Consider the following 26,263-nt stretch of genomic DNA (forward strand, 5'->3'; position numbering starts at 1 on the left):
ACCTGTGTTGTTGTTTATAATGCTTAGTCACCTGATATATAGTTCCTATTAAATAATGACGATCCGTCGTTAAACTTCTAGCTAAAGAGAAGCTGAAAGCACCACTCTTCGCTCATCATTATTTTACGGGATGTATATAGCTATTAACTACTTGGCGTAATCAACCACGCGAGTTTCTCGAACGACAGTGACTTTAATATGTCCTGGATAATCCAGCTCTTCTTCAATTCGTTTGCGAATCTTACGAACGAGGATCGTCGTTTCGTCATCGGAGATTTCATCTGGTTTAACCATAATCCGCACTTCCCGTCCTGCTTGAATCGCAAAACTGGAGTCAACACCTGGGAAGTCATTTGAGATGCCTTCCAAGCGTTCTAAGCGTTTAATATAATTTTCCAGAGATTCACTCCTTGCACCTGGCCGAGCTGCTGACAGGGCGTCTGCGGCGGCCACAAGGACCGATATGACAGATGTTGCTTCTGTGTCACCATGATGTGACGCAATCGCATTGATGACGACTGGATGTTCTTTGTATTTCTTCGCCAATTCTGTGCCGATTTCCACATGAGACCCTTCCACTTCACGATCAAGGGCTTTCCCAATATCATGAAGGAAACCTGCTCGTTTTGCTAAATCAACGTCTTCTCCAAGTTCCGCAGCTAATACCGCGGTTAATTTGGCTACTTCAATCGAGTGATTTAACACATTTTGGCCGTAACTTGTTCGGAAACGCAAGCGACCCATAATTTTAATCAAATCTGGGTGTAACGTGTGTGCCCCAACTTCAAAAGCGGCATTTTCACCGTACTCACGAATCGTTTCATCCATCTCTTTGCGGGCTTTATCGACCATTTCTTCAATCCGAGCGGGATGAATCCGACCGTCTTGAATCAATTTTTCTAGAGCAATCCGAGCGGTTTCCCGACGAATCGGGTCAAAACCGGATAAGACCACTGCTTCAGGCGTGTCGTCGATAATTAAATCAATTCCCGTCAAGGTTTCAAGAGTTCTAATATTACGTCCTTCCCGACCAATAATTCGACCTTTCATCTCATCGTTTGGCAAGGTAACCACTGAAACCGTGGCTTCTGATACTTGATCAGCCGCACAGCGTTGCATCGCTAAAGATAGGATGTTTTTCGCTGTTCGATCGGCATCTTCTTTGACTTTGCGCTCACTGTCTTTGACCATGACGGCTACTTCATGTGTTAATTCATCTTCCGTAGTCTTCATAATAATGTCTTGGGCTTGTTCTCTCGATAAAGCCGCGACTTTTTCTAATTCTTTTTGTTGTTCTTCAATTAATTCTGATACTTTCTTTTCTCGTTCATCAATCAATTGTTGCTTCGAATCGAGTTTTTCTTCTTTGTCTTCAAGTGAGTGTTCGCGCTTAACTAAAGTCTCATCTTTACGATCTAGATTAGACTCACGCTGTAATAAACGATTTTCTTGAACTTTAACTTCATCTCGTCGCTCTTTCAACTCACTTTCAATTTCTAGCCGATACTTCTGATTCTCTTCTTTGGACTCTAATAAAGTTTCCTTTTTCAAGGTTTCAGCTTCTCGTTTTGCTTCTTCTATAATACCAGTTGCTGAGCTTTGGGCGCCTTCAATCGCTTTTTCATGGCGACTTTTAGCTATGTAAAACCCTACTGCGAGACCGACAATCAATCCGATGATACCGAGGAGTATACCAATACCTGTACCCATTTGTACACCTCCGTATAATCTTGTATATATGTGTAGTTTTTAGTTGATAAAACACTGATTACTATCAATATGCCCTACTTGCATATTTGCATAACATAATTCATTATACAACTTTTATTCTAATATTTGAAACAGGGTGTGTCAACTTTAAATTACGGTAGGCAACTTGTAAGACAAGGTTTTTACAATAAAACGAACAGATTACTCTGATACAGCAAGCGATTGATGACTTTCGATGAAATGAATAAAAATAATCACCTTTTTTTCAAAAAGAGGTGATTGTTATCTAATTTTTGTTCTTTTGGGTTATTCTGAACATTGAGGCAGCTCTTTTTTTCGCAAAATTGTTGTAAAACTGCCACGGTGTAACACCAACATCACCACGTCTTTATTTAAGTCAGAAAAACCAAAAGAAGCTCCCAATTAATGGGAGCCTTCCGTTTTAATCTTCTAAATCTAATGGCACTTCGCCAACTTCTTCTTCAACCTCAACAGCTTCACCAATGCCGTATTCATTTCTGACACGAGTGGAGATCTCCTCATACATTTCCGGATGATCTTTGATGTATTTCTTGGCATTTTCACGGCCTTGACCGATTCGCTCTTCTTTGTATGAATACCAAGAACCGCTCTTGTCAACGATGTCTCGGTCAGCAGCCATATCGAGTAACTCACCTTCACGAGAGATTCCTTCGCCGTACATCAAATCAACTTCTGCCACTTTAAACGGTGGTGCTACTTTGTTTTTTACCACTTTAATTTTTGTTCGGTTACCGATGATATCCGTGCCGATTTTTAATTGCTCCGCACGACGGACTTCCAAACGAACGGTGGCGTAAAACTTCAGAGCACGTCCACCCGGTGTGATTTCTGGGTTACCAAACATCACGCCAACTTTTTCACGAATTTGATTGATAAACAAGGCGATGGTTTTGGTTTTATTGATGGAACCTGATAATTTCCGGAGAGCTTGAGACATTAAACGAGCTTGCAAGCCGACGTGAGCGTCACCCATTTCTCCATCAATTTCCGCACGGGGAACTAAAGCGGCAACGGAATCGACGACGACGATATCAATGGCACCACTGGATACTAAGGCATCAGCAATCTCCAAGCCTTGCTCACCTGTATCAGGTTGTGACAGGAGTAACTCGTCAATATTAACACCTAAATTTTTAGCGTATTTAGGATCTAAGGCATGCTCAGCATCGATAAAAGCGGCTGTCCCGCCTGCCCGTTGAACTTCTGCAATGGCGTGTAAAGCAACGGTTGTTTTACCTGAACTCTCTGGGCCGTAGACTTCAATAATCCGTCCTCGTGGGTAGCCACCTACACCTAAGGCCACATCCAAAGCCAATGAACCACTTGGAATGGTTGACACTTGGGTGTCGATTTTTTCACCCAATTTCATGATTGAGCCTTTACCAAAGTTTTTTTCTATCTTTTTTAACGCAGCATCTAATGCCACTTTACGATCGTCTGCCAATATATAAACCTCCTAGTTTGTTTACACTTTTTACTACTACATGTAAGTCTTGCCGTTAAAACCACAAAGATGATTTTATCAGCGTTTCATTAATCATACTTGCTTTTGTCACAAAAATCAAGCAAAAAGCGAATGTTTGTTCGCTTTATTTTTCAATTGATTGAGAGATGCTTGTTATTGTAGCTTTTCGCCTAAAATTTGCTTGCGCAATAAATCTAATCCTGCCATCACCGCACTGTGACGAATGTACTGACGATCGCGGTTAAACTGAAATAGTTTGGCATACACACCAGAGTCTTTAGAGGCTACCCCAATCCAAACAGTGCCAGCTGGATGACCTTCCAGTTCATCCGGTCCTGCAACTCCGGTAAAGGAAATGCTGTAGTCACTGTCCATAGCCAGACGCGCTTCCTCTGCCATCGCCATGGCAACTTCTCGACTGACTGCACCGTGTTTGGCAATTAATTCGGCAGGTATGCCTAACAAGTCTTGTTTGGCCTGGTTGCTGTATGTGATAAACCCACCTTTGTAAACCTCCGAGACACCAGGAACACTTCCTAAAGTGCTTTGGAACAAGCCAGCTGTTAAACTCTCAGCGCTCGTTACGGTCAACCCAACAGCTCTGAGTTCCTTGACCGTTTCTGCTACTAAGGAATTGTCATCTCCGTACCCGTAAAAGTAGTCACCGACAGTCAGCATAACCTGGTGCTCAATGTGATCCAACATGGTCTGGGCTTCAGCTTCGGTGGCTGCCTTTGCTGTCAGACGCAACGTCACCTCATTCGGCTGGGCATATGGCGCAATCGTCGGGTTGGTTTGCCCTTCTATTAAATCGGCCAATTCGGTCACTAGGCGGGATTCTCCAATGCCAAAGAAACGCATCACTCGTGAACTCAACAACTCTTGTTGAGGTAATAGTTCTGCCAAGAGAGGACGGGCGTTTTGGCGGAACATGGGAATCAGTTCTCCCGGAGGTCCTGGTAACAATAAAAATGAGGCCTGATCGTTTTGATACAAAGTACCAGCTGCTAACCCATTGGGATTTTGAATCACACGGCCATGTTCAATCGACAAGGCCTGGCGACGGTTGTTTGCCGTCATCGGATGCCCAGCCCGATTGATGTGCTGCTCAATTTTAGCCATGGCTTCTTCATCTGTTATCAACGCTTCCTTAACGTGTTTTGCTACTACATCACGAGTTAAGTCATCGTCTGTCGGACCTAAGCCACCACAGAGTACGATTAACTGACTACGAGTTTCCGCCAATTGTAATAATTCCTCTAGGCGAGCTGGGTTATCACCGACGACTGTTTGATAATACACTTCAAATCCCAGTGCGGCTAACTCCTCTGAGAGAAAGGTCGCATTGGTATTGACTACTTGACCTAATAATAATTCTGTTCCAACAGCAATAATTTCGGCTTTCACATGATCACTCTTTCGTCCATAGTATAGTATTCGCAATTTCCCCTTATTTCCGTTTTATTATATCATATTTTTTTCTGGGACCCTTCTTTTGCTATGTAGTTCCCATTAAATAATCATCCAAGGGAACTATCTGTTTGATTAGTTAACATGATGGATATACTTAGCTTTGCAAGTGCAAGTTTTGGTCCTCATAATACCACTCAAGATAAGGATCAACAGCCAACCAGGTTTCCATATTATCGATATTAATGGCTTCCTTAAAGGTTAACCAGGCCACGTAAAACACAAATTCCTGGAAGCGGCTGTTCGGTTCCCCCTGTATTCTTAAAGCATGGGTTAAATAGTGATCAGTCTGTCCCTCCACATCCCCAAATGTGCCAATATGCATATTCGTCACCCCGCCTTCGATCTGCAAGGCTGCTAAGTTCTGCCCAAGTGATGGGCCAGAAGATAATTTTTCTCCTTGAGCAGAGACACCACACTCAATAAACTGAGTATCACTTGTCTCTTTTAAGGTAACTTTTACTTCATAGCGACGAGTCACTCGGTAATCACGATTGAAAATCTCTTTAAAGGCGTAATCAAATGGGTGATTACTCCTCAGGTAAAGCTCACCTAAAGGTGTTGTCAAGAGGGTTCTCTGATGGTCCACAGGTCATCACTCCTCGTAAATTAATTGCCCTGACGACAAGCTTTTTCAGCAAAATTAAAGAGGCTAGTCTCAAACTAGCCTCTTCATTTGGTTTTACAGATAATTGATTACATCGACCCTTTAAAGACATGGGAGTTTTTAATGAAATAATCCACACCTGAATAAATGGTAAACACCAAGCAGGCGTATAATAAAATTTGAGCCAATGGCAGACCTAGGGCTTCAAACGGTGCGTTGTTAATCATGATAAAAATAATCGCCAACATTTGCGTGGCTGTTTTTACTTTCCCTGGCCAAGCTGCGGCCATCACTTCCCCATCTTCCACCAGCAATAAACGCAAACCAGTCACGGCTAATTCACGGCAGACGATAATCGCTACCACCCACGCCGGCGCCTTTCCTTGAGCGACTAACATAATAAAAGCGGTCATCACCAGCATTTTATCTGCTAACGGATCAGCAAATTTACCAAAATTCGTGACTAAGCCTTGGGAGCGGGCAATTTTCCCGTCCAGCCAATCCGTCAAACTGGCAACGGCAAAGATCAGCATGCCGACAAACTGATTAACAGCAACCGTTGTGCCAGCGATTGAGAGACTCCCCCACGCAAAATCTATTCCTACTACGATGATAAAAACGGGAATCATACAAATCCGAATAACCGTTAGTTTATTAGGTAAATTCAAACCACTCACACCTTCCACTTTCTACTTGTTAATTCTCAGCTGTTGCGCCGTAATTGATTGTTAAATTGATGTCGCGCTTGATCGAACCGGTGTTATTGGGATTAAAATTCAATTCCTGACCGTTGACTTTCACTTTAACGTTGCCTGAAGCCCCTAACGTCAAGGTCGCTGCGGCTTGATCAGCTGGCAGTTCTGTCGAAGCCGTTTCACCAGGGTTAAGGGTGTAGTCATAAACGTAATTGCCATCAACTATCATCCCGATCCAGCAAGCGGCATTAATGCCTTCAAATTCGAATGTTAAAGGACTCTTCGCCCCGTTGATCGTCATGGCGATGTCGCTACCAGCTTCACTGTCAAAGACGATGTCCATCTCCGCTTTCTCGCTTTCACTGGTGGAGCTTTCGGCTGACTCGCTTGAGCTTGTCGACGAATTAGCAGATTTGCTCTCGCTACTTCCTTGATCGACTTCAACTTCCTTCGGCTTCTCAATCATATTTTTCTTGTCATTTTCTCTCAGAGTTAAATAACCAATGCCACCGATAATCAAGGCCGCGACAATAAACAGCAAAACCATCGGAATCATGCCTTCGACGCCACCTTTACGGGAGTTCCCGTGCTTCCCCTGATAGAGCTCAGAGCGCGAACCACGAACGACTTCTGGCGCTTTGATATTCTTGGTTGGCTTACCATCAAAACGATTGACCAAGTAATCTCCGTCAACGCCGACCTCATTGGCATATTGCTTGATAAATGAGCGAGCGTAGAAAGTGCCAGGAACCTGGTCATAGTCATTTTCTTCTATTGCTTCAAGATAGCGTTTTTGAATTTTGGTTATTTGTTGCAGTTCATCGATGGTTAGCCCTTTAGCTAGTCTTGCTTTTTTTAATATTTCTCCAATAGATTCCACTTGCTCACCTTTTTTTCTGTATTGTTAAACTTTCCAACCACCTGAAATCGGAATGGTTGTTCCTGTTATATAAGCACTTTTTTCACTGACTAAAAAATCAACCAAATCTGCGATTTCCTCGGGTTCTGCCAGCCTTCTTAAGGGAATGTCTGAAACTAGCTCTGCTCGTTCTTCACGAGTCCACTCCTGATTCATCTGTGTGTTAACTGCGCCTGGAGCCACCACATTGACGGTAATCCCCAACGTTGCGACTTCCTGGGCATAGGCTTTGGCAAAGGCTTCCTGGCCACCTTTTAAGGTGCTGTATACCACTTCCATAGCGCTGCCAGCACTGCCGTATACAGAACCCACAAAGACAATCCGCCCCTGTTTGCTTTGAGCTAATTTAGGTTGTAACTGCTGACAAAGTCGCATCGGTGTCTTCAACGACACCTGCCATAATTGTTCCATCTCTTCTGAACTGGTCTCTGTCAATAGCTTATAAATCGTTCCACCACTGGCAAAAACGATGGCATCCACTTGAAACAAGGGTGCAACTAAGGTTGGCAACTCCTCTTGCCTCATATCAAACTGAAGAGAGAAAAAATCTTGTTTAGGATACTCTTTTTCAAGGACCTTCGTCAAGTTTTTTACTTTCTCTGCTTGCTGATGATAATGACAATAAAGGGACCAGCCTGAGGCGGCTAAAGACTGGGCGCAGGCCTGACCAATATCTCCACTGGCACCGAGTATTAAGGCGTATTTCATCTACTTATCCTCAGAGGGATACATATAAAAATTACTCATGGCCTCTTCTTTAATAAAATGATCAATAACGCGACGAACATCTGCTAATTCAATACTCTCAATCACTTCTGCCATATCAAAGAGTGTGGCTTCACCAAACTGCATTTGACTGAATTGATTGGCGATATACTCCAATGAATTTAGGGATTGCAAATACTTCCCTAACATTTGTTTCTTTAATAACGTTAAATTGGCCGCCGTAATCTCGGGGCTTTCTTGAGCGGTTAATAAAATCTCCCGAACACGAGCCACCATTTCTTCTGGTCGACTGCTGTCACCACCAAAATCGGCAAAATAAAATTCACGATCCAAATTAAACTCATAACCAAAACTGTCATCGATTAAGCCCTCATCATACATCGCCAACTGGTTAGCTGAAGTGTCGCCAAACAACAATTCAAGTAGGAGACTAACAGACGTTTTATAACGCAACAACTCAAAACCATCCGTTGGTAACGCAGACGTTCCTTTGATCCCAACAATTCCTTTAGGACGGCTGACAGGCATCTGCAACTGAGACTCTTTGATGATATCCGTCGTATCTTCCACTGGAAAACGGCGTTCAATCGGTACCGCCTCAGGAAATACTTTGCTCTCTTGGTTATGACGGATCAACGCCATCATCTCTTCAGGATCCATTTTACCAACCACTAATAAATTCATGTTGCTAGGATGATAAAAAGTGTTATAGCATAGGTACAAATCTTCTGCCGTAATTTCAGCAATACTCTCAACCGTCCCTGCAATGTCAATATGCAAGGGATGATTTGGATACAGATTGCTGATAATTCCGAAAAATAAGCGCCAACTGGCATCATCCTGATACATTTGAATTTCTTGGCCGATAATCCCCTTTTCTTTCTCAACTGTCTCTTGAGTAAAGTAAGGAGACTGGACAAAGTCCAACAGGGTTTCCATATTTTTAGCTACTTGACCGGTACTGGAAAATAAATAACTGGTTCGTGTAAAACTGGTAAAAGCATTTGCCGAAGCACCTTGTTTGCCAAAGGTTTGGAAAACATCCCCATCCTCTTTTTCAAACATCTTATGTTCTAGAAAATGAGCAATCCCATCTGGCACTTCTGTCAATTCGCTTTCTCCAATGGGAACAAATTGGTTGTCAATCGACCCATAATTCGTCGTGAACAGGCCATAAGTCTTATTAAAGCCAGCTTTCGGCAACAAGGTCACTCGCAAGCCATTAGCCAAAGTCTCAGTGTATAAAGTCTCATCTAAAACAGGGTAGTCAATCTTTTCCATTACGCCTGTCCTCCTTCCATAAAGTAAACAGCTTGAAGGGTCACATTGGCCGCTACCGCTTGAACATCGGCTAGACTAACTGCCTCAACGGCCGCTAACCACTGATCATCCGTCATTTGCGAATGAGGAAACTTGCTGTTAATGTAAGCCGCTTCTGTCACCGCACTTGGGTTATCCAATGACAGCAAGTATTGATTTTTTAACATTTCTTTTGTTTGCCCTAAAGCATCTGGTTCAATCTCCCCCGCGATTAAGCTCGTTAGTTGCTCTTCCACAAGAGTCAACACACGGTCTTTATTCGCCCCATCAATCCCTGTCTGCACCGTTAACAAACCGCGGAAAGTGTCAATCGAGCTGGAAGCGTAATAAGCCATACTTTCTTTTTCCCGAACATTCATAAATAATTTGGAATGAGGGAAACCACCGAATAATCCATTAAAGACTTGCAAGGCAAAATAAGCGTCTTTATGGTAGTAAATTCCCGTTTGGTAGGCCAAATTTAATTTAGATTGAATAACAGGTTGAACATCAACCTTCGTCAATACTTTCGGCAGAAGTGCTTGTTGATAAAAAGGTTGCTCATAAGTCGGACGATCGTTAAAATCCCAGTTCTGGAAGAGCTGACCAATAACGGTCTCTTCCACATCACCAACGACGATAATATCCACTTCATCGGTCTTAAGCATCTTGTCATAATACTCTTTAAGGGTCACGGCCGTTTCAACAGAAACTGCTTCAGCCGTCCCAAAACTCGGTACTTTTTGCTGCTCCGCTTCGCCAAAATAAAGAGCTTGTAAAGCCAAGGCGGCATAGCTCTGTTTATCATCATAAATAGAGGCGATGTATTCCATTAAGTTCTCTTGTTCCCGCTTAAATGTGGCTTCATCAAATTGAGTGGCTGTGATGTTCGGATTGAAGATAATCTCATTTAAAAAGGCGATCGCTTCTGGTAAAACAGCCTCATCGTTCGGTAAAAACTTGTCATTGACGACGTTTAAAATAACACTCATATAATGACTGTCGCCTTTTTTATTGACGTTAATACCAAAACTTGCGCCGTATAAGTCGGCCAACTTTTCACTTAATTTGGTTTGGGTTGGATAAGCTTGGCTGTTCGTTTCCAGAAGACTGCTAAGTAGTGTCCGTTTGCTGATCGTCTCCTCTCGTAAAGGGGCAGCAAAGCGAATCATCACGCGAATGGTTTTGTATTTATCAGTGGGGATGACATGTAAATTGACTCCTTGTTTCAAGGTAATGCTCATTAATTTCTTCCTACTTTCCGCTAGTCTCTCTTTATATAATAGTAGATTAAAAATACGATGGCAAAGGTCTGCCATCATCTTAAGGATTTCCTTACTAATTTTAGCATGAAAACCCGAATTATCTAATTACAGTTTCATTACTAATCATAGCATAAACTTAACCATTATGACACTCTTACCTTTGTTCGTTTTTCGTGATATATTCGGACATTTCATCAATTAAATGCCTATTTCTTTGGTTTTTTTGTCATTTTTTGTATAATTAACTTATAAACATTGAAAGGAGTTTAGTTATGATAAAAGAATTTAAGGAATTTATCATGCGAGGCAATGTGTTGGACTTGGCAGTAGGGGTTGTCATTGGAGGCGCGTTTACCGCCATCGTTAACAGCATCGTGACTGGTCTGATTACACCGATTGTTGCGTTAGTGATTAAATTGATTACTAAGAGTAAAGATGGCAAAATTGAAGGCCTCAGCGTCAAATTTAATGGTGTCACTTTTGATTTTGACCTAGTTATTTCTGCTATTATCACCTTTTTAATTACAGCCTTCGTTGTCTTTATGATTGTTAAAGTCGTTAACAAAGCCCGAGAAGCCGTTATCAAACCGGTAGAAGAAGTGGATTTGGAAGATGAATTTGAACAAACAGAAAAATTATTAACTGAAATTCGTGATTTACTGGCACAGCAAGCTAGCACGACTGGCACTAGCACAACATCGGCACAACCAAAAGATCCTATCGATTAGGATAAATAGCCAAGGCAAGATGGCAATAGAAACTTCTTTCTATCCTCGATTTAACGCCCTTTCCAACCTAAAAGAACCATGAAAACGAGATCCTCTCTCATTTCCATGGTTCTTTTTACGGGCAGGCATTGGCCTGACGATTGTCATTAGCTCGTGTGCTTTTGTTCAAACAGCGGGCTAACCGGTTTATTTTCGTGGATGCGTTTAATGGCATCGCCAATTAATGCGCCCACACTGACTTCTTCAATTTTCTCAATACGGTTTTCCTCAGGTAAGTAGATTGAATCAGTCACAATGACTTTTTCAATCGGTGAATCTTGCAGACGTTCCATCGCTGGCCCAGATAAAACTGGATGGGTACAGCTGGCTAAAACTTCCACTGCACCAGCTTCTTTTAAGGCTTTCGCCGCTAAGGTAATCGTACCTGCTGTGTCAATCATGTCATCGATAATAATACATTTTTTGCCGTCAACATTTCCAATGATATTCATCACTTCTGCCACATTTGCTTTTGGACGACGTTTGTCGATAATCGCAATCGGTGCTTTTAGGAATTCTGCTAACTTACGGGCACGGGTCACACCACCGTGGTCTGGTGAAACAACCACTGTGTCATCTCCCACGTAACCGTGAGTAATAAAGTAATCAGCTAAAAGCGGTGCTGCCATTAAGTGGTCAACAGGAATATCAAAGAATCCTTGAATTTGAACCGCGTGCAAATCAAGGGTTAAAACCCGCGTAGCACCAGCGGCTGTTAGCATATTGGCCACTAACTTGGCTGTGATCGGTTCACGAGAACGAGCTTTACGATCTTGACGGGCATAACCATAATAAGGCATGACCACATTAATCGTTTTGGCACTAGCTCTCTTTAACGCATCAATCATAATTAACAGTTCCATTAAATTATCATTGACTGGGTAGCTCGTTGACTGAATTAAGTAAACATGATCACCACGAATACTTTCTTCAATGTTAATTTGAATTTCGCCATCACTAAATTGACTTACTGATGATTTGCCTAGCTCAACTCCGACAGCTTCTGCAATCTTTTCTGCTAACTTCTTGTTAGAGTTAAGTGAAAATATTTTCAGTCTTGGATCAAAGTAATGTTTCGACATGAGGACCTCCGCTTTCTTTTTTGAGAAATTATTTGCTTCCTTATAAATAGTAGTCATTTTCCGGATGAAAATCAAGGGTAAAGGGCGAAATTATTGCGAATAAGGCAATTTTTTTGCATAATCCGCTTTATTTACTTGTCGAGCACGGCCAATTGCCAAAGAATCCGCTGGCACATCTTCCGTAATCGTCGAGCCTGCTGCTGTAAATGCCCGGTCACCAACGTTAACTGGAGAGACGATTCCCGTCTGACATCCTAAGAATACATCGTCGCCAATAGTCGAGTGATGTTTGGCTTTGCCATCATAATTAACAAAGACCGTGCCACAGCCAACGTTGACATTTTTGCCAACAGTAGCATCGCCGATATAGGTTAAGTGGCCAACTTTGGTCTCTTCACCAAGTGAGGCGTTTTTAACTTCTACAAAATTGCCAACATGGACGCGCTTAGCTAAAACAGCCCCTGGACGTAAGCGACCAAATGGTCCAACGTCACTTTCCGCTCCGACTTGTGCGCCTTCAATATGAGAGGAGCGGATCGTCACATCGTCACCAATCACACTGTCAATAATTTCTGAATTGGCGCCGATAAAACAGCCTGTCCCAACGGTCGTGGAACCTTTCAATTGAACGCCTGCCTCAATCAATGTGTCGTTGCCAATCACCACATCAGCATCGATATATGTCGCTTCCGGGTTAACAAAGGTCACTCCGTTGACCATGTGTCCGTGATTAATGCGGCGACGCATCGTCGCCGTCGCTTCTGCTAAAGCTAAACGATCGTTAATTCCGATAGCATCTTGCAAATCTGCCATCTTATAGGCCGAAATAACCTCGCCTTGAGATTGCAAAATACCAATCACATCTGGCAGATAATACTCGCCTTGAGCGTTGTGATTGCCCACTTGATCAAGAGCCGCAAACAACGCTTGATTATCAAAGCAAAATGTCCCTGTGTTAATTTCCTGTGTCAGACGTTCTTCTGGCGTTGCATCTTTTTCTTCCACAATTTTTTCGACTTGAGTGTTAGTCCCGCGGATAATCCGACCGTAGCCAAAAGGAACTTCCGCGTGAGCGGTTAAAATCGTCGCTTTCGCCCCTGTCCCTTCATGCTCTGCAAATAAGGCATCCAACGTCTCAGTCGTAATGAGCGGCGTGTCGCCACAAATGACCAAGGTCGTGCCCTCCTTACCAGCCAATTGGTCTTTCGTCATCATGACGGCATGACCTGTTCCTAGTTGTTCGGCTTGCAAAGCAAATTCCGAACGTTCGCCTAACTTGGCCTTAACCTCTTCCGCACCAAAGCCGACAACGGTCACGACCTTCTCAGGTGTCAGTTGTTCCACATTGCCTAGAACATGCTCCACCATTGATTTTCCGGCGATTTGATGTAACACTTTATACGTTTTGGATTTCATCCGCGAGCCTTGACCCGCAGCCAAAATAATGGCATATCGTTTATTCACATTTATTTCCCCCTCATTTTGAGTATTAATTCCAAGTTACCGCCGCTTCTGATCCTTGTCAGAGCAGCCAGACCAATCGGTAACAAAATTGGTCTAGATGGCTATTCTCAGCTAGATCGTTCCTCTGCTATCATTCAATAGAACGATGCCTCTACAGCTGTCACTTTCTATTTTACTCAAAATACGTGCCTGGGACAACCTTAATTGTTTTGGTATGGGTGTCCACATCTTTCACACACAATAGCGAATTGTATTCATCAATCACGCGGCGTCCACTAAAGGTTGATTCAGCAAAGACGGTAATGCCGACTAATTCCGCTTCAAACTCTTCAATCAAGCCCTTCATTCCATTAACCGTGCCGCCGCCTTTCATAAAGTCATCCACCACTAAAACGCGAGATCCCCGTTTTAAGCTGCGTTTGGATAGCTCCATCTTTTCAATTCGCTGGGATGAGCCGGAAACGTAGTTCACGCTAACCGTTGACCCTTCCGTAATTTTGGAATCACGACGAACGATCACAAACGGAGCATTCAAGTGATAAGAAACAGCTTGGGCAATCGGAACGCCTTTAGTCGCAACGGTCATCACGGCATCAATTTTTTGATCTTTGTACTTGGACGCTATGATTTGGCCGACTTGTCTTAATAGATCTGGTTCACCAAGTAAATCAGATAAATAAACGTAGCCACCCGGAAGCAAACGATCTTGCTCTGATAAACGTTCACACAGTCCATCAACAATTTCTTTCGCCTGTTCTGTCGAAATCTCCGGGATAAAGCGAACACCGCCAGCAGCTCCAGGAATTGTTTCCAATATGCCCGTCCCTCTGGTTTTGAATGTCCGTTTAATAATACCTAAATCCTCACTAATTGACGATTTAGCCGAACTGTATCTTTTTGCAAAAAAAGTTAAAGAAATTAATGTATGCGGATGTTCCAATAAATACTGTGTCATGTCGATCAATCGCTCACTTCTTCTAACTTTCATATCTGTCACCTCTTCTACTTTATTATTCACATCATATTATATGATTAATTTCGTGAAAATCCTAGTCTTTTCTCTATTTTCTTATAAAACGTTCGTCAATCCTAATTTTATGCTCAATCGCCAGCTGAAAACGTTCACTGTTTGAGTTAACTTCCACTAAATTCACGTTTCCATGTAAAAAAACTCTTAGCTGTCGACTTTTTCGCAACAACTAAGAGCTTTTGATTAATTTCCAGAGGACACTTTCTTTTTCACCAAGACCTTTTTTAAGATCATCACAAGCAAAAATAGCAAAATAAAGATTAACGTGATGGTCGCCCCTGGTGGCGTATCCACCTGATAAGAAGTCACTAAGCCTGATAACATGCCGACCAAGCCAATGATCACGCTGATCATTAAGACCCGATTAAAACTGCGACCAATCCGCATGGAGATCGCCGCTGGCAAGACCATAATCGCTGATACTAGTAAGGCACCGGCAATGGGAATCATCACGGTAATTGCTATCCCGGTGATCACGTTGAATAAGAGCGACATCCAGCGGACAGGTAAGCCATCCACATGGGCGGTGTCCTCATCGAAGGTTAAGACATACATCGGTCGCTTAAAGAGCACAAAAAGCACGACTAAAGCGATTAAAAGAACCCCCAGGATTATCACTTGATCCCAACTGATGGTGACAATCGAGCCAAATAAGTATTGTTGAATGCGCATGGAGGAGTTCCCTTTGTTCGCATTCATCAGCACCAGAGCTGTGGCTAAACCACCAGACATCAAAATCGCTGTTGAAACTTCTGAGTAGGTGCTGTAAATCATCCGCAAGTATTCCAAAATAATAGCAGCAATCACCACCACGACAAGGGTCGTTAAGGTCGGATTAAGATTGACGAAAAACCCCAAGGCAATCCCTGCCAAAGAAACGTGGGACAAGGTGTCCGCTAATAATGACTGACGCCTCACAACTAAAAAGACACCTAACATCGGCGCGATAACTGCCATAAAACTCGCCGCTAAAAGGGCTCTTCTCATGAACTCATATGAAAACATCTCCATTCTGAGTCCTCCTTTCTGACTAAGCGAATATGGCGATCTGCGTAATTTTTTATGTCTTCGTGATCGTGGGTAATCATCAAAATAGCTTTGCCATGATCATGGGCATTGTGCCGCAACAACTCATAAAAATCGCCGCGAGAGCCTTCGTCCATGCCCGTCGTCGGTTCATCTAAGACAAATAAATCAGGGTCTGTCGCAAAAATCCGCGCCAAGCAAATTCGCTGCTTTTGCCCCCCTGATAATTCGCCAATTCGCCGGTCCCGCATCTCCCACATACCGACTGATTTTAAGGCTTTCTCAACATGCTGGTGATCCTTATCCGAGAAACGCTTAAACCACTTTCCGCGCTGAAAACGACCTGATTGCACTAATTCCAACACCGTACTTGGAAAACCAGCATTAAAAGACGCCACTTGTTGAGGAATATAGCCGATGCTTAACGGTTCCCCCTGAGTGTTTTTTTTGGCGAGCTTGACCGTTCCTTCAGCTGGTTGTAAGAGCCCTAAAGTATTGCGAATTAAGGTGGATTTGGCCGCACCATTCTCCCCTGTCAAAATCACAAACTCTCCAGGATCAACGTAATAGGATATATCTTGTAAGACTGGCTCTTCGCCATAATAAAAGGTTAAATGGTTAACATCTATATAGTGTGCCACTGATTGACTCCTTTCTCGAGGTCTGTTCTCTAAATGCAAAACGTAAAGATTACGCTTTGAAGACAATATGTAGAATACCACCTTGTCACAGACTTCGTCAAGTAAAAAACACTTATTTTTCGAGTTTAACGGATGGATTGTTCAAAAAAAGCTAGGTCCCCCCAGCTTTTTCACTATTATCCTTGTTTAAGAGTCCGCACAATATGGACATCCTGACAAAACCCTTTTAAGCCATTACTTACTCGCTGGGCCCGTGAGTATTTTTCGCATAAAGCAAAAACCGTCGGGCCACTGCCACTCATCAACGCAGCGTCAGCGCCAAATTTAATCATCTTATCTTTAATCTGTTGAACGATCGGGTGTTTCTGAATGGTGACTGACTCCAAGGAATTTCCTAAGTGTTTGACCATCTCGTGATAATCTTGAGCAACGACGGCTGCTTCAATGGCGTCAATGTCGGGATGATGTATGTCATTAAATGAGAGGCTTCCAAAGACTGTTCGCGTCGAGACACTAATCCGTGGTTTCACCATGACCACCCAACACTGAGGCATGGCTGGCAGTGGTTTTAAGACATCTCCACGGCCACTGACCACCGCCGTATTGCCACGGACACAATAAGGCACGTCTGAGCCCACATCCACCGCTAGCACAGCCAACTCATCCAAGCTTAACCCCAGCTGCCACAAACGATTCAACCCTCTCAGGGTAGCGGCGGCATCACTGCTTCCGCCGGCTAAGCCAGCCGCTACAGGAATCCGTTTACGGACACTGACGTGAACGCCTTTTTCGATGCCGTAAGCTTTTTTTAGCACTTGCGCCGCTTGATAAATATGATTTCGCTTATCCACAGGTAAAAAACTACTGTCAGTTTCAATGATAACCTCATCTTGTGGCAGTTCACGAAAGACTAATTTATCGGCCAAGTCAACACTCGACATGATCATCTTTAATTCATGATAGCCGTCGTCTCGTTTATATAATGCATCCAACCCTAAATTTATCTTGGCTGGCGCCTTTTCAATTATCTCCATGCTTTTCACCTAACTTTTCCAGTCATAATCTTTCATATTATACCTTATTAAACTGAAAATAGAAACGCTAGAGGGTTGTCTTTAACAGAAAAAATAAGTCCTCCTTCGATAAGCCTCTAAAAAAAGCTGGCAAGTTCCCCTGCCAGCTTTTAATTAAATCCCCGATGTATTTAGTTTGATTAGCTCCACAAGCGTAGCCACGGTCTTTTCCATGGCTTCCAAAGTAATAAATTCATATTGTCCATGGAAGTTTTCACCACCAGTAAAGATGTTAGGGGTTGGAATGCCTTTAAAGGAGATTTTCGACCCATCCGTTCCGCCTCTAAAAGGCGTCACAATTGGGGTGATCCCTTGGTTTTCCATGGCTTTCAAGGCCAGCTCCACAGGATAGAAGTCCGCTTTGATGATATCTCCCATATTGTAATACTGATCGGTTAGTTCAATGTGTAGACGAGGTTTATCTAAGGTGGCATTAATCGCCACCACCTGATCAACTAAAAATTGCTTCCGTTCTGCAAATTTCTGTGCATCATGGTCACGAACAATATAGACCAGTTCCGCCTTATCAATGGTCCCTGTGAAATTATGTAACAGATAAAAGCCCTCATATCCAGCTGTTTTCTCTGGTACTTCATCTTGTGGCAAACGATCGTCCAACTGCTTGCCTAACTTATTAGCGTTGATCAAGCTGCCTTTAGCTGTTCCCGGATGAACACTCACACCGTCAATGGTGATCACTGCTTGGGCGGCATTAAAGGTCTCATATTCCAAATGGCCGACTGTGCCACTGTCAATCGTATAGGCGTATTTGGCACGAAATTGTTCCGCATCAAATAAATCAGCTCCTCGACCAATTTCTTCGTCAGGCCCAAAGGCTAAACGAATTTCTCCATGAGGAATTTCAGGGTTTTTTAAGAAATACTCGACTGCGCCAATAATTTCCACAATTCCCGCTTTATCATCGGCTCCCAATAAGGTAGTTCCATCGGTAGTAATCAAAGTTTGACCCACGTAATTTTTTAAGTTGGGAAAGTCAGACACTGACAAAACCAATTCTTTTTCTGCATGAAGAACCACATCTTGGCCATCGTAATTTTCATGAACTTGAGGCGAAATGCCCTCTGCTGAATAGTCGGCTGTGTCCACATGGGCAATCAAGCCAATAACAGGCCCAGCTGATGGACCATTGGCAGGCAATGTGGCTGTTACAAAACTGTTCTTCTCCAAGTATTCCACTTCTGATAACCCCAGTTCCCGTAAATCATCGGCTAGTTGCTTTGCGAATTCCACCTGACTGTAGGTCGTTGGCACTGTTTGACTGCTGGCATCTGATCGGGTGTTGATCTTAGTGTATCGGATAAATCGTTCTAATAAACTCACTGACTTTCCTTCTTTCTCTGAAAAATACCGCTATTCAACGTAAGCATTACGTAGGCCAAAGTAATTCCCATAAGTAGGATAGGCTACGTCTTTAATCTTAGGATTGATTAAATAATTCGAAGCACTTTGATATAAAGGCACTTGGGCAGCATCTGCTTCTAATAAAATCTTTTCAGCTGCTTTATAATCGGCAAATTGCTTGTCCACGTCATTGGCATCGGTTGTTTTAGCAGCGACTGCCAACTTGTCGTATTCTGGATTGGAATAACTGCCGTAGTTATAGGCTGAATCTGTCTCGTATAAAATAAAGAACATGCCTAAGTTGTTGTCCCCTGCGTTCCAACCAGAGAAGGATAATTCATAGTCTTTGTCACGGCGGGATTGATTAACATTGTTTTTAGGTTGAGGGGTAATGGTGATTTTAACCCCTTCAAGGGTCTCCTCAATTTGACTTTGAATGTATTCAGAAACTTTTTTACCGTTGTCATCATCTGATACTAAGAATTTTAACTCCACTTTGTCGCCCACTTCTTTTTGTGCTTCTTTCCAGAACTTTTTAGCTTTCTCCTGATCAAAGGTGGCGTACTCGCCACTGTATTTGCGGAAATCAGTTTGAGTTTCCTGATTGACAAACAGATTTTCTGGCACTAAGCCATTTAATGGTTTAGCCCCATCATTGAGGGTGCTGGCAGTTAAAGGCTCTTTATCAATGGCATAAGCAATGGCTTTGCGCAGATTAACATTAGCTAAAGGCGTGCCTTCCTTTTTATTAAAGTCCAAGAAGAAGTTAGAGATATCCGAGTGGGAAATAAAGGCTTCATCATTGGCGTTTTCGGCCACATAAGCGCCGCTAATCCGGGTTAAATCAAGGTCACCTGCTGAGAATAAATTAATCCCCGTGTTTTCTTCTTTAACGGTGGTGCCTTTGATTTCTTGTAATTTAACTTGCTCTTTATCGTAATACTCCGGGTTAGGTTTTAGCGTCCATGTGTCGCTCCCTAGTTCCCAGTCGGTAATCGTAAAGGGACCACTGGCTAAGAGATGGTCGCCGTCTGAAGCATAGTCAGCCCCTTGTTCAGTCACATAGGCTTCTTGTTGAGGCGCTAACCAAACAATTGAAATCAAGGTCAAAAATGACGCTTGAGGGTTGATTAATTCCACTTTAAACTCATCTTTTGCTGGAGCGGAAATACCAATGTCATCCACGGCTTTTTCTCCCAGACGGATTTCTTTGCTGTTTTTTACATTGTCCAATAAATAGGCATTCGGCGCTCCTGAGGCAGGGTCAACCAATCGCTTCCAGGCAAACACAAAATCATCAGCTGTAATCGGGTCACCATTGCTCCACTTGGCATCTTCCCGCAATTTAAAGGTGTAAGTCAGGCCATCTTCGCTGATCTGTGCCTCTTCTTTAGCTAAGCCAGGTACTGGCACGCTTTTATCGTCTAAACGATATAATCCTTCAAATAAATGTTGGGCAATCGTAAAGGTATTTTTATCCGTTGTTTGGGTGGTATCCAACGTAACAAGCTCTGCCGGTAAACTGATGGCAATGGCTTGTTCAACTTTTTCTGCTCCCTTTGAACTACTTCCCGTACTTTCTTCTTGGTTGCCACAGGCCGCCAAGGTAACGACTCCTAAAAGGCTAATCACTAAGCCCCACTTCTTTACTGTTGTCTTCATCCTATTTCCCCCTACTGTCAAAAATTGACGTTTTCATTTTTTAAATAAGAAATGCTTCGCGAATTGGTCAGCCTTGAAAGAAAATAGCAAACTAGTTTAGTGATGCTACTATGCGTTGCTTCGATGTCCGCTACGCTAAATACTCAAGCATTAAGCATAGAGGCCTTTATCACTAACACTATTTTATCTTGCTGTGCTGTCCACTATCTCTAAACGCTAAAGCGTTAAGAGTAGAGGCTTTCCGAAAGGTTGATGAGCTAAGCTGGACACCTACTAGAATATTGAGAACGTGATAGCTTCCCAATATTCACAAAAAACTCCCGCCCTCTATCCTAAAAATTAGGATAAAGGACGAGAGTCGTTAACTTTCGTGGTACCACCTTCATTTGATTATCTTTCAATAATCCTCAAGCACAAAACCGCTATGCTGTGGCGCTGTAACAGGCGCTCCTGTGCCAGTCTAAACGAGTTCGACTGATCATGCTCTAAGGCCATTTTCTTTTCCAGCTCATTACTCCTTCCCACCACCTGGAGCTCTCTTTAAATGATTCTTGAAAAATACTTTCCTCTTCGTTGCATTTATTTATTAAATTACGATTAAAATGATTATAATTTTAATTTAACCAATTGTCAATAACCAATTGGAATTTCCACATGGGTATCGTCTATGTCCTGATCAACTAAAATCGATTCCACATAGGCCAGCAAGAAACTATCGGGTTGTTTTTTTAACAGTTGATAACCTTTATCTGCTTCAATGGCCGCCATTTCCCCTTGATCATAATAGTCTGCGCCATCAAAATAACGAACGTTCATCCGGCCGATAAAATCGGCTACCAAGTCAGCCGTTGTTTCATCGTACCAGCCTTCTTCGTACATCTGCCGATGAGCCATGCCAATACCGTCGTCGTTAAACAACTTTTGGGAATAAGTTGAATAGGCCAGCAATTGGGGATCTGTTTGATCCGTTGCTTGCGCCCAGTCATCCATTAACAACTGCTTTTTTTGATACGTCAAAACTTGATTTTCAAGACTAATCTCCCCAATCGGATTGGAAAGGGTCGCAAAACTGCCGGTGGCTATATCATAAATCGTCTGTTTCCCTTTGACAATCGAGGCAATATCTTGTGTGTGAATATGCCCGGTCAGCACGAGACTCATTTGGTGTTTAAACAAAAAATCTTGAACATTGCCAGCTTGATCAATGGTAAACCCCTTGTTAACATGTGTATTGTGGTCTGTTAAGTTGTGATGCATGACAGGTATCACCTGTAGCTTTTCTGCTTTGGCTTGTGCAAAGATCGTCTCAAGCCATTCATAGGTTTTTGTTCGCAGTTTTCCACTAGTTTGCGGACTTGAGCCACTGACGTCATTGATATACTTATTAGTGTCAATCATGACTAGCATCAGATCTTTAAAAGGGCGAACCGCGTAACTTAAGGAATCTGAATCACGGGAAAAAGCTTCCTGATATCCCATATCTGCGAAAATTTCTGCAAATTCACCAGGTAAAATCTGATCCGTTCGTTCCATCTGATCCCCTTCATACCGACGGGCCCAGCCATCGGAAATATCATGATTGCCAGGAATGACGTAAACTTGCGTTCCCAATTCTTCGGCTCGTTTAAAATAGCCTGCCAGCTCTTCTGCGCTTAATTTTTCACCATTTAATGTCAAATCACCGCTGACAATCAACCCTTTAGGACGTTCTTTTTCGATTTGCCAGAGCAGTGCTTCCAGACGCTCTCTAGGATAATCCAAGTCTTTGCCTGCGGAGGTTTTTTTTATAAATTGAAACTGCTCTCCTTGGTCGTGCAGTTTGTCCGACAAGTAATGAACATCGGAAATCACCCAGAATTTATCATTTTTACTGATTGATTGTGAGGGGGTCGGTTGAGCCGTTTCTGCTTCTTTGTTGAGCACGCTACGATTGATCAACCAACTAAAGACTCCAATAATTAAGAGGATGCTAACGGCGCCAATAGCGTATATTTTTTTGGATTTGATGAAAATCACCTGCTTGTTTATTCTTTTGTATAGGTAGAATTATACCATAGATAATATACTTTTAAGAACTGCTGAAGGCATCTGTTCAAAACAAAAACTGCTATTGAAATGATAAGCATTCAATAGCAGCTTTTTTTACTGATTATGTTAATTTTGAAATAACCTCAAGCCTTGTAGGCATTCCTGTTTGAGCGCCAAACTTAGCGACTGACAATGAGGCACCTGTTGTCGCCATTGCTACAGCATCCATCATTTTTACCCCTGAAGACAACTCCGAAGCCAAAATCCCGTTGAATGTATCACCCGCACCTGTTGTATCAATAATGTCTGCTTTAGCAGCAGGGAGACTTATAAGCTGGTCATTTTCAACATACGAAGATCCCTTGCCTCCCCTTGTTACGATTAGCGTCGTGCGATTCTCTTTTGCCCAAGCCAGCATCGCTTCTTCCAAATCGCTATCTGATTCAACCTGACGGCCAATTAACCCTTCAAATTCGGTTTCATTTGGTGTTATGACATCTACATAAGGTAAGAGGCCTAAGACGTTTCTATTAAAAGGCGCTGGATTTAAAATGGTTATCTTTCCTTGTTCTTTTGCCATTCGTAATCCTTTGGCTACTGTTTCAGTTGGAATTTCCAACTGGGAGAGTATCACATCAGCCTCTTCAATAACTTGAACATGCTCCATCAGATAATCCTCATCTACAAAAGAGTTAGCACCTGGAATAACCACAATAGCATTGTCTTCAGGTAACTTAAAAATATTGGCTATTCCAGTAAATATACTCTCGATTCTGTTAATATGTGAAAGATCCAAAGATTCTTTTTTCAAGTGTTTTAACAATTTATCTCCAAAAGTATCTGTTCCAATACAACCGAGCAACGTTACTTCATTTCCCATTCTAGCTGCAGCAACAGCTTGATTTGCTCCTTTCCCTCCAATCATATAATCAATACTTTCACCTAAGATTGTTTCACCGATTTGTGGCAAACGATTAGTTCCCATCACCAAATCCATATTTAGACTTCCTAGTACTACTATTTTTCCCATAAGGTCTTCCTCATACCTTCCTGCATTCATCATAAAAATTTATGATACTTAAAAAATACTCCTGCTACTTCTCTGGTTGGATCAAAAAATTCTCCTATTTTCACAAAATTATTTTTTTTAAATGTTTTTTGCATCATAATATTTTTTTTGCTAGTAGATGAATTTAATTTGTTTACTTTATTTAATTTTGCCAGCTCTTCCATTTCTTGAATAAGCCTGCTCGCCAAACCTTTTCCACTTTCTAAAGGATTTGTCATTATTCTTTGTAGCTGATACGCTTTGATGGTCTCTGATTCGTTCACTAAGGTAATGGAGCCCGCGCACTGGATCTTAGAAGCTTCATCCCTTAAAACGTACAACTTTCCTTTAAAGATGTCTGTCTTGATGTTTTCCTCTGACGGATAATGTGTATTCCATTGAGTTATCCCTTGTTTAAACATAAAATTCTTGCTCGCCAGTAAGAGCCTATTTAATTGTAAAATATCCTCATCCCTTGCTTTTCCAAATGAAACAATCATCTCTCCACCATCTTAGTAAGGCAAAATCAACATCGATAACACCACAACTGCAATAATACCAATTACTGTTGGCACACTGGTTCTTTTCAATAATCTGACAGGGCTCACACCTACCGCTGACGACACAATCATCACTACCGCAGCAACTGGTGAAATAGTTCTAGCTAAATTGGCAATCATTTGCATTGGTAAGGCAATCAGTATGCCATCAATTCCTGCTTTAGCAGCAATATCTGGTATTAACTCAATAACCGCGTAAAACATGGCCAGGCCACCACCACTTAATATTCCAAATAAAGCCGTCGCCCCACTAAATATTAACGTGGTCAGCACTCCGGCTGATTGTGACGATTCGACAGTAGCCATTAACGAATCAATGACACCCAATGATTGGATAGCTGTTGTAAACAACGAGCCGCCAACTACTAACATAACAACTTGGCTAAAACCTTGCCCCATCCCTTTAAACATTTCTAAAGCTGGTTCTTGAGCAATCTTAAACGATTTTTTTCTGAATGATTCGATAATAAGAGTAACAAAAAACGAAATAAATGTTAAAACAAAGATATCCATTGAAATTTTACTGTTAAACATCCCCGCAATTCCCACAATAAATATTAATATAAGAGGCAATAATGGTAGAACAGCATAGAACTGAGGAACATTGACTTCCTCCTGTTGTTGTAACTTATCACTATCAATCTCAACAAAAGCTGCACTACCTTCTTTTTTATCGCAATATTTTTGCCAAAAGAAATGTGCAACAGCAATGATTAACAAGGCAGGAATTGATACCCGAGCATGGTACCCAACATAGCTCAACACGTTGTATCCTAATGTTTCAGCCGCAATCACATTATCCGCCCCTAAAGGAGTTGGCATTATCGTAGCGGTCATAGCAATGACTCCTGCCGCTGTTAAAGATGAAATGCCGATTCCTTGCAACAGTGGGTAAAGAATTGCCATCAATATTATTGCTAAACTCGAGGCACTAGGCACCACCAAAGACATTAGATTGCCTAGCAAAAATACAATTGGAACAAATAAAGCTTTAGACTTTATTTTTGTCATTGGCTTCACTAAAATGTTAACAGATTTTTGGTTAGCTCCAATAGCATTCATATACGCAGAATAACCAAATAAAATCATAATAACTAATCCAGCAGATGTTAATTGATTTATGACTGTATCCTTTAATTTAAGAAAGATATCAAAGAATGCAAATCCTGTTCCTTCACCTACTTCATATAGTGGATGACCCAATAAAACAGCCACAACTAACAATATTAAAGCACCACTAATCAAAATCAGTGCAGGATTGTAATTTTTAATTATCAAATAACCAACAATTCCTAAAACACCTAATACTAATATCGACTCAATCATATTTTTTCCCTCCTAATTGTCTAGATGCATCTTTCAATCGACTCCATAAACCATTTCTTAAAGACATTCTCATCAATGTCCACACAGACCTTCGCATTGGGTTGTTGTCCTAAATACCCTTTTAGATCAACAACTGTTGCACCACTCGTATAGGTCCCATTAATTTCAACTCCCACAAAGGTTGTTTCAATATCAAACATTTCTGGGGCTAAGAGATACGCAACAGCACAACTATCATACATTTTTAAACCTGTTTTAAAACTTCCTCCTCGATATTTTTTAAATAGATGGTACATCATATCCCCTGTCTTATTCATCGCTTTAATTTTTTCACTATCTTCTGGATAAACCAATGCTTTTAATCCAACATCCAAACCCACCATCGCAATCGGTAATCCGCTTTCAAAAACAATTTTTGCTGCTTCCGGATCAACCGCTATATTAAACTCTGACAAAACACCTTTATTGCCTCGGGAAACAGATCCCCCCATAAGAACGATTTCATCTATCTGTTTTACTGATTCAGGATACATTCGCAACAATAAGGCCAAGTTGGTTAAAGGACCTATGGCCACAATAGTAGTTTTCCCAGTATTTTTCATTAATTGATTATGCATCTCAATGACCGCATGATTTTTTGATAATAAGTGACTCGCCTCTTCTGGAAATTCATATCCGTCCATCCCACTATTGCCATGAATATCACTTGCATCAATTACATCTTTCAACAACGGCAATGCGGCACCTTTGGCAACAGGAATATTTTTTTCGAAAAAAGCCAGTAATTTAAGTAAATTTTGGGTTACCTTTTCTAAGCTAACATTGCCCATAACTGTCGTAAATAATTGAATATCCAATTTCTTCGAACTTAAAGCTAAAGCGATTGCAATTGCATCGTCGATTCCTGGGTCAGTGTCTAAAATAATTGCTCTACTTCCGTTAATTCCACTTGTATTCATCAATTGAACTCCCCTTTCAAAGGTAAAGCGCTTTATC

The 26,263-nt window shown here is 41.9% G+C and carries 23 protein-coding genes and 1 other annotated feature; of the genes, 1 reads left to right on the forward strand and 22 read right to left on the reverse strand.

Annotated elements, in window-relative coordinates:
* Nucleotides 1-147: 147 nt before the first annotated feature.
* From rny to yfmF, 9 genes are all read right to left on the reverse strand, one after another.
* Nucleotides 148-1,710, reverse strand: a complete 1,563-nt coding sequence (gene rny, locus I6N95_RS08820) for a ribonuclease Y (protein WP_209526744.1) — start codon at nt 1,708-1,710, stop codon at nt 148-150.
* A 442-nt stretch (nt 1,711-2,152) separates the two neighbouring features.
* The gene (gene recA, locus I6N95_RS08825) at nt 2,153-3,196 is read right to left on the reverse strand and encodes a recombinase RecA (protein ID WP_209526745.1); all 1,044 of its coding nucleotides are present in this window, start codon (nt 3,194-3,196) and stop codon (nt 2,153-2,155) included.
* A 174-nt stretch (nt 3,197-3,370) separates the two neighbouring features.
* Complete coding sequence (locus I6N95_RS08830; RefSeq protein ID WP_209526746.1) at nt 3,371-4,624, reverse strand: competence/damage-inducible protein A; 1,254 nt, start codon at nt 4,622-4,624, stop codon at nt 3,371-3,373.
* A gap of 160 nt (nt 4,625-4,784) precedes the next feature.
* Nucleotides 4,785-5,276: a hypothetical protein gene (locus I6N95_RS08835; RefSeq protein ID WP_209526747.1), complete on the reverse strand. Its 492-nt coding sequence runs from the start codon at nt 5,274-5,276 to the stop codon at nt 4,785-4,787.
* Nucleotides 5,277-5,383: 107 nt separating this feature from the next.
* Nucleotides 5,384-5,962 carry a CDP-diacylglycerol--glycerol-3-phosphate 3-phosphatidyltransferase gene (pgsA, locus tag I6N95_RS08840; protein WP_209526748.1) on the reverse strand — a complete coding sequence of 193 codons (579 nt, stop codon included), beginning with the start codon at nt 5,960-5,962 and terminating at the stop codon, nt 5,384-5,386.
* Between the two features lie 28 nt (nt 5,963-5,990).
* Nucleotides 5,991-6,869 carry a RodZ domain-containing protein gene (locus I6N95_RS27690; RefSeq protein WP_209526749.1) on the reverse strand — a complete coding sequence of 293 codons (879 nt, stop codon included), beginning with the start codon at nt 6,867-6,869 and terminating at the stop codon, nt 5,991-5,993.
* Between the two features lie 24 nt (nt 6,870-6,893).
* Entirely contained in the window at nt 6,894-7,616 is a 723-nt protein-coding gene (ymfI, locus tag I6N95_RS08850; RefSeq protein WP_209526750.1) for an elongation factor P 5-aminopentanone reductase, read from the reverse strand.
* Complete coding sequence (gene yfmH, locus I6N95_RS08855) at nt 7,617-8,915, reverse strand: EF-P 5-aminopentanol modification-associated protein YfmH (RefSeq protein WP_209526751.1); 1,299 nt, start codon at nt 8,913-8,915, stop codon at nt 7,617-7,619.
* A complete protein-coding gene (gene yfmF / locus I6N95_RS08860) occupies nt 8,915-10,177 on the reverse strand; it encodes an EF-P 5-aminopentanol modification-associated protein YfmF (RefSeq protein WP_209526752.1) in 1,263 nt (420 codons plus the stop codon). The genes yfmH and yfmF overlap by 1 nt, the downstream gene beginning before the upstream one ends.
* Before the next feature lie 293 nt (nt 10,178-10,470).
* On the opposite strand from yfmF, the gene mscL reads away from it, so the two are divergent.
* Nucleotides 10,471-10,926, forward strand: coding sequence for a large conductance mechanosensitive channel protein MscL (gene mscL, locus I6N95_RS08865; protein WP_209526753.1), 456 nt, complete (start codon nt 10,471-10,473; stop codon nt 10,924-10,926).
* A 146-nt stretch (nt 10,927-11,072) separates the two neighbouring features.
* Here the strand turns inward: mscL and I6N95_RS08870 are convergent, their stop codons facing one another.
* The 13 genes from I6N95_RS08870 to rihC form a co-directional block, all read right to left on the reverse strand.
* The gene (locus I6N95_RS08870; protein WP_209526754.1) at nt 11,073-12,047 is read right to left on the reverse strand and encodes a ribose-phosphate diphosphokinase; all 975 of its coding nucleotides are present in this window, start codon (nt 12,045-12,047) and stop codon (nt 11,073-11,075) included.
* A 90-nt stretch (nt 12,048-12,137) separates the two neighbouring features.
* Nucleotides 12,138-13,511, reverse strand: coding sequence for a bifunctional UDP-N-acetylglucosamine diphosphorylase/glucosamine-1-phosphate N-acetyltransferase GlmU (gene glmU / locus I6N95_RS08875; protein WP_209526755.1), 1,374 nt, complete (start codon nt 13,509-13,511; stop codon nt 12,138-12,140).
* A 172-nt stretch (nt 13,512-13,683) separates the two neighbouring features.
* Complete coding sequence (gene purR / locus I6N95_RS08880; protein ID WP_209526756.1) at nt 13,684-14,499, reverse strand: pur operon repressor; 816 nt, start codon at nt 14,497-14,499, stop codon at nt 13,684-13,686.
* A 225-nt stretch (nt 14,500-14,724) separates the two neighbouring features.
* Entirely contained in the window at nt 14,725-15,552 is an 828-nt protein-coding gene (locus I6N95_RS08885; RefSeq protein ID WP_209526757.1) for a metal ABC transporter permease, read from the reverse strand.
* Nucleotides 15,525-16,208, reverse strand: a complete 684-nt coding sequence (locus I6N95_RS08890; RefSeq protein WP_209526759.1) for a metal ABC transporter ATP-binding protein — start codon at nt 16,206-16,208, stop codon at nt 15,525-15,527. The genes I6N95_RS08885 and I6N95_RS08890 overlap by 28 nt, the downstream gene beginning before the upstream one ends.
* A 176-nt stretch (nt 16,209-16,384) precedes the next feature.
* Entirely contained in the window at nt 16,385-17,242 is an 858-nt protein-coding gene (gene ispE, locus I6N95_RS08895; RefSeq protein ID WP_209526761.1) for a 4-(cytidine 5'-diphospho)-2-C-methyl-D-erythritol kinase, read from the reverse strand.
* 153 nt (nt 17,243-17,395) lie between these two features.
* Nucleotides 17,396-18,622, reverse strand: coding sequence for a peptidase T (gene pepT, locus I6N95_RS08900; RefSeq protein ID WP_209526763.1), 1,227 nt, complete (start codon nt 18,620-18,622; stop codon nt 17,396-17,398).
* Nucleotides 18,623-18,652: 30 nt separating this feature from the next.
* Nucleotides 18,653-20,305, reverse strand: a complete 1,653-nt coding sequence (locus tag I6N95_RS08905) for a peptide ABC transporter substrate-binding protein (RefSeq protein ID WP_209526765.1) — start codon at nt 20,303-20,305, stop codon at nt 18,653-18,655.
* A gap of 344 nt (nt 20,306-20,649) precedes the next feature.
* Nucleotides 20,650-20,888: a binding site (T-box leader), on the reverse strand.
* A 47-nt stretch (nt 20,889-20,935) separates the two neighbouring features.
* On the reverse strand, nt 20,936-22,321 hold the full coding sequence (locus I6N95_RS08910) for a metallophosphoesterase (protein WP_209526767.1): 1,386 nt from the start codon (nt 22,319-22,321) through the stop codon (nt 20,936-20,938).
* A gap of 133 nt (nt 22,322-22,454) precedes the next feature.
* Nucleotides 22,455-23,363, reverse strand: a complete 909-nt coding sequence (gene rbsK, locus I6N95_RS08915; RefSeq protein WP_209526768.1) for a ribokinase — start codon at nt 23,361-23,363, stop codon at nt 22,455-22,457.
* A 29-nt stretch (nt 23,364-23,392) separates the two neighbouring features.
* Complete coding sequence (locus I6N95_RS08920) at nt 23,393-23,881, reverse strand: GNAT family N-acetyltransferase (protein WP_209526770.1); 489 nt, start codon at nt 23,879-23,881, stop codon at nt 23,393-23,395.
* Between the two features lie 12 nt (nt 23,882-23,893).
* Nucleotides 23,894-25,267: a C4-dicarboxylate transporter DcuC gene (dcuC, locus tag I6N95_RS08925; protein ID WP_209526772.1), complete on the reverse strand. Its 1,374-nt coding sequence runs from the start codon at nt 25,265-25,267 to the stop codon at nt 23,894-23,896.
* 20 nt (nt 25,268-25,287) lie between these two features.
* Nucleotides 25,288-26,226 carry a ribonucleoside hydrolase RihC gene (rihC, locus tag I6N95_RS08930; protein WP_209526774.1) on the reverse strand — a complete coding sequence of 313 codons (939 nt, stop codon included), beginning with the start codon at nt 26,224-26,226 and terminating at the stop codon, nt 25,288-25,290.
* Between the last annotated feature and the right edge of the window lie 37 nt (nt 26,227-26,263).

The organism is Vagococcus allomyrinae (genome assembly GCF_017829975.1).
In the GTDB taxonomy this organism is placed as follows: Bacteria; Bacillota; Bacilli; order Lactobacillales; family Vagococcaceae; genus Vagococcus_D; species Vagococcus_D allomyrinae.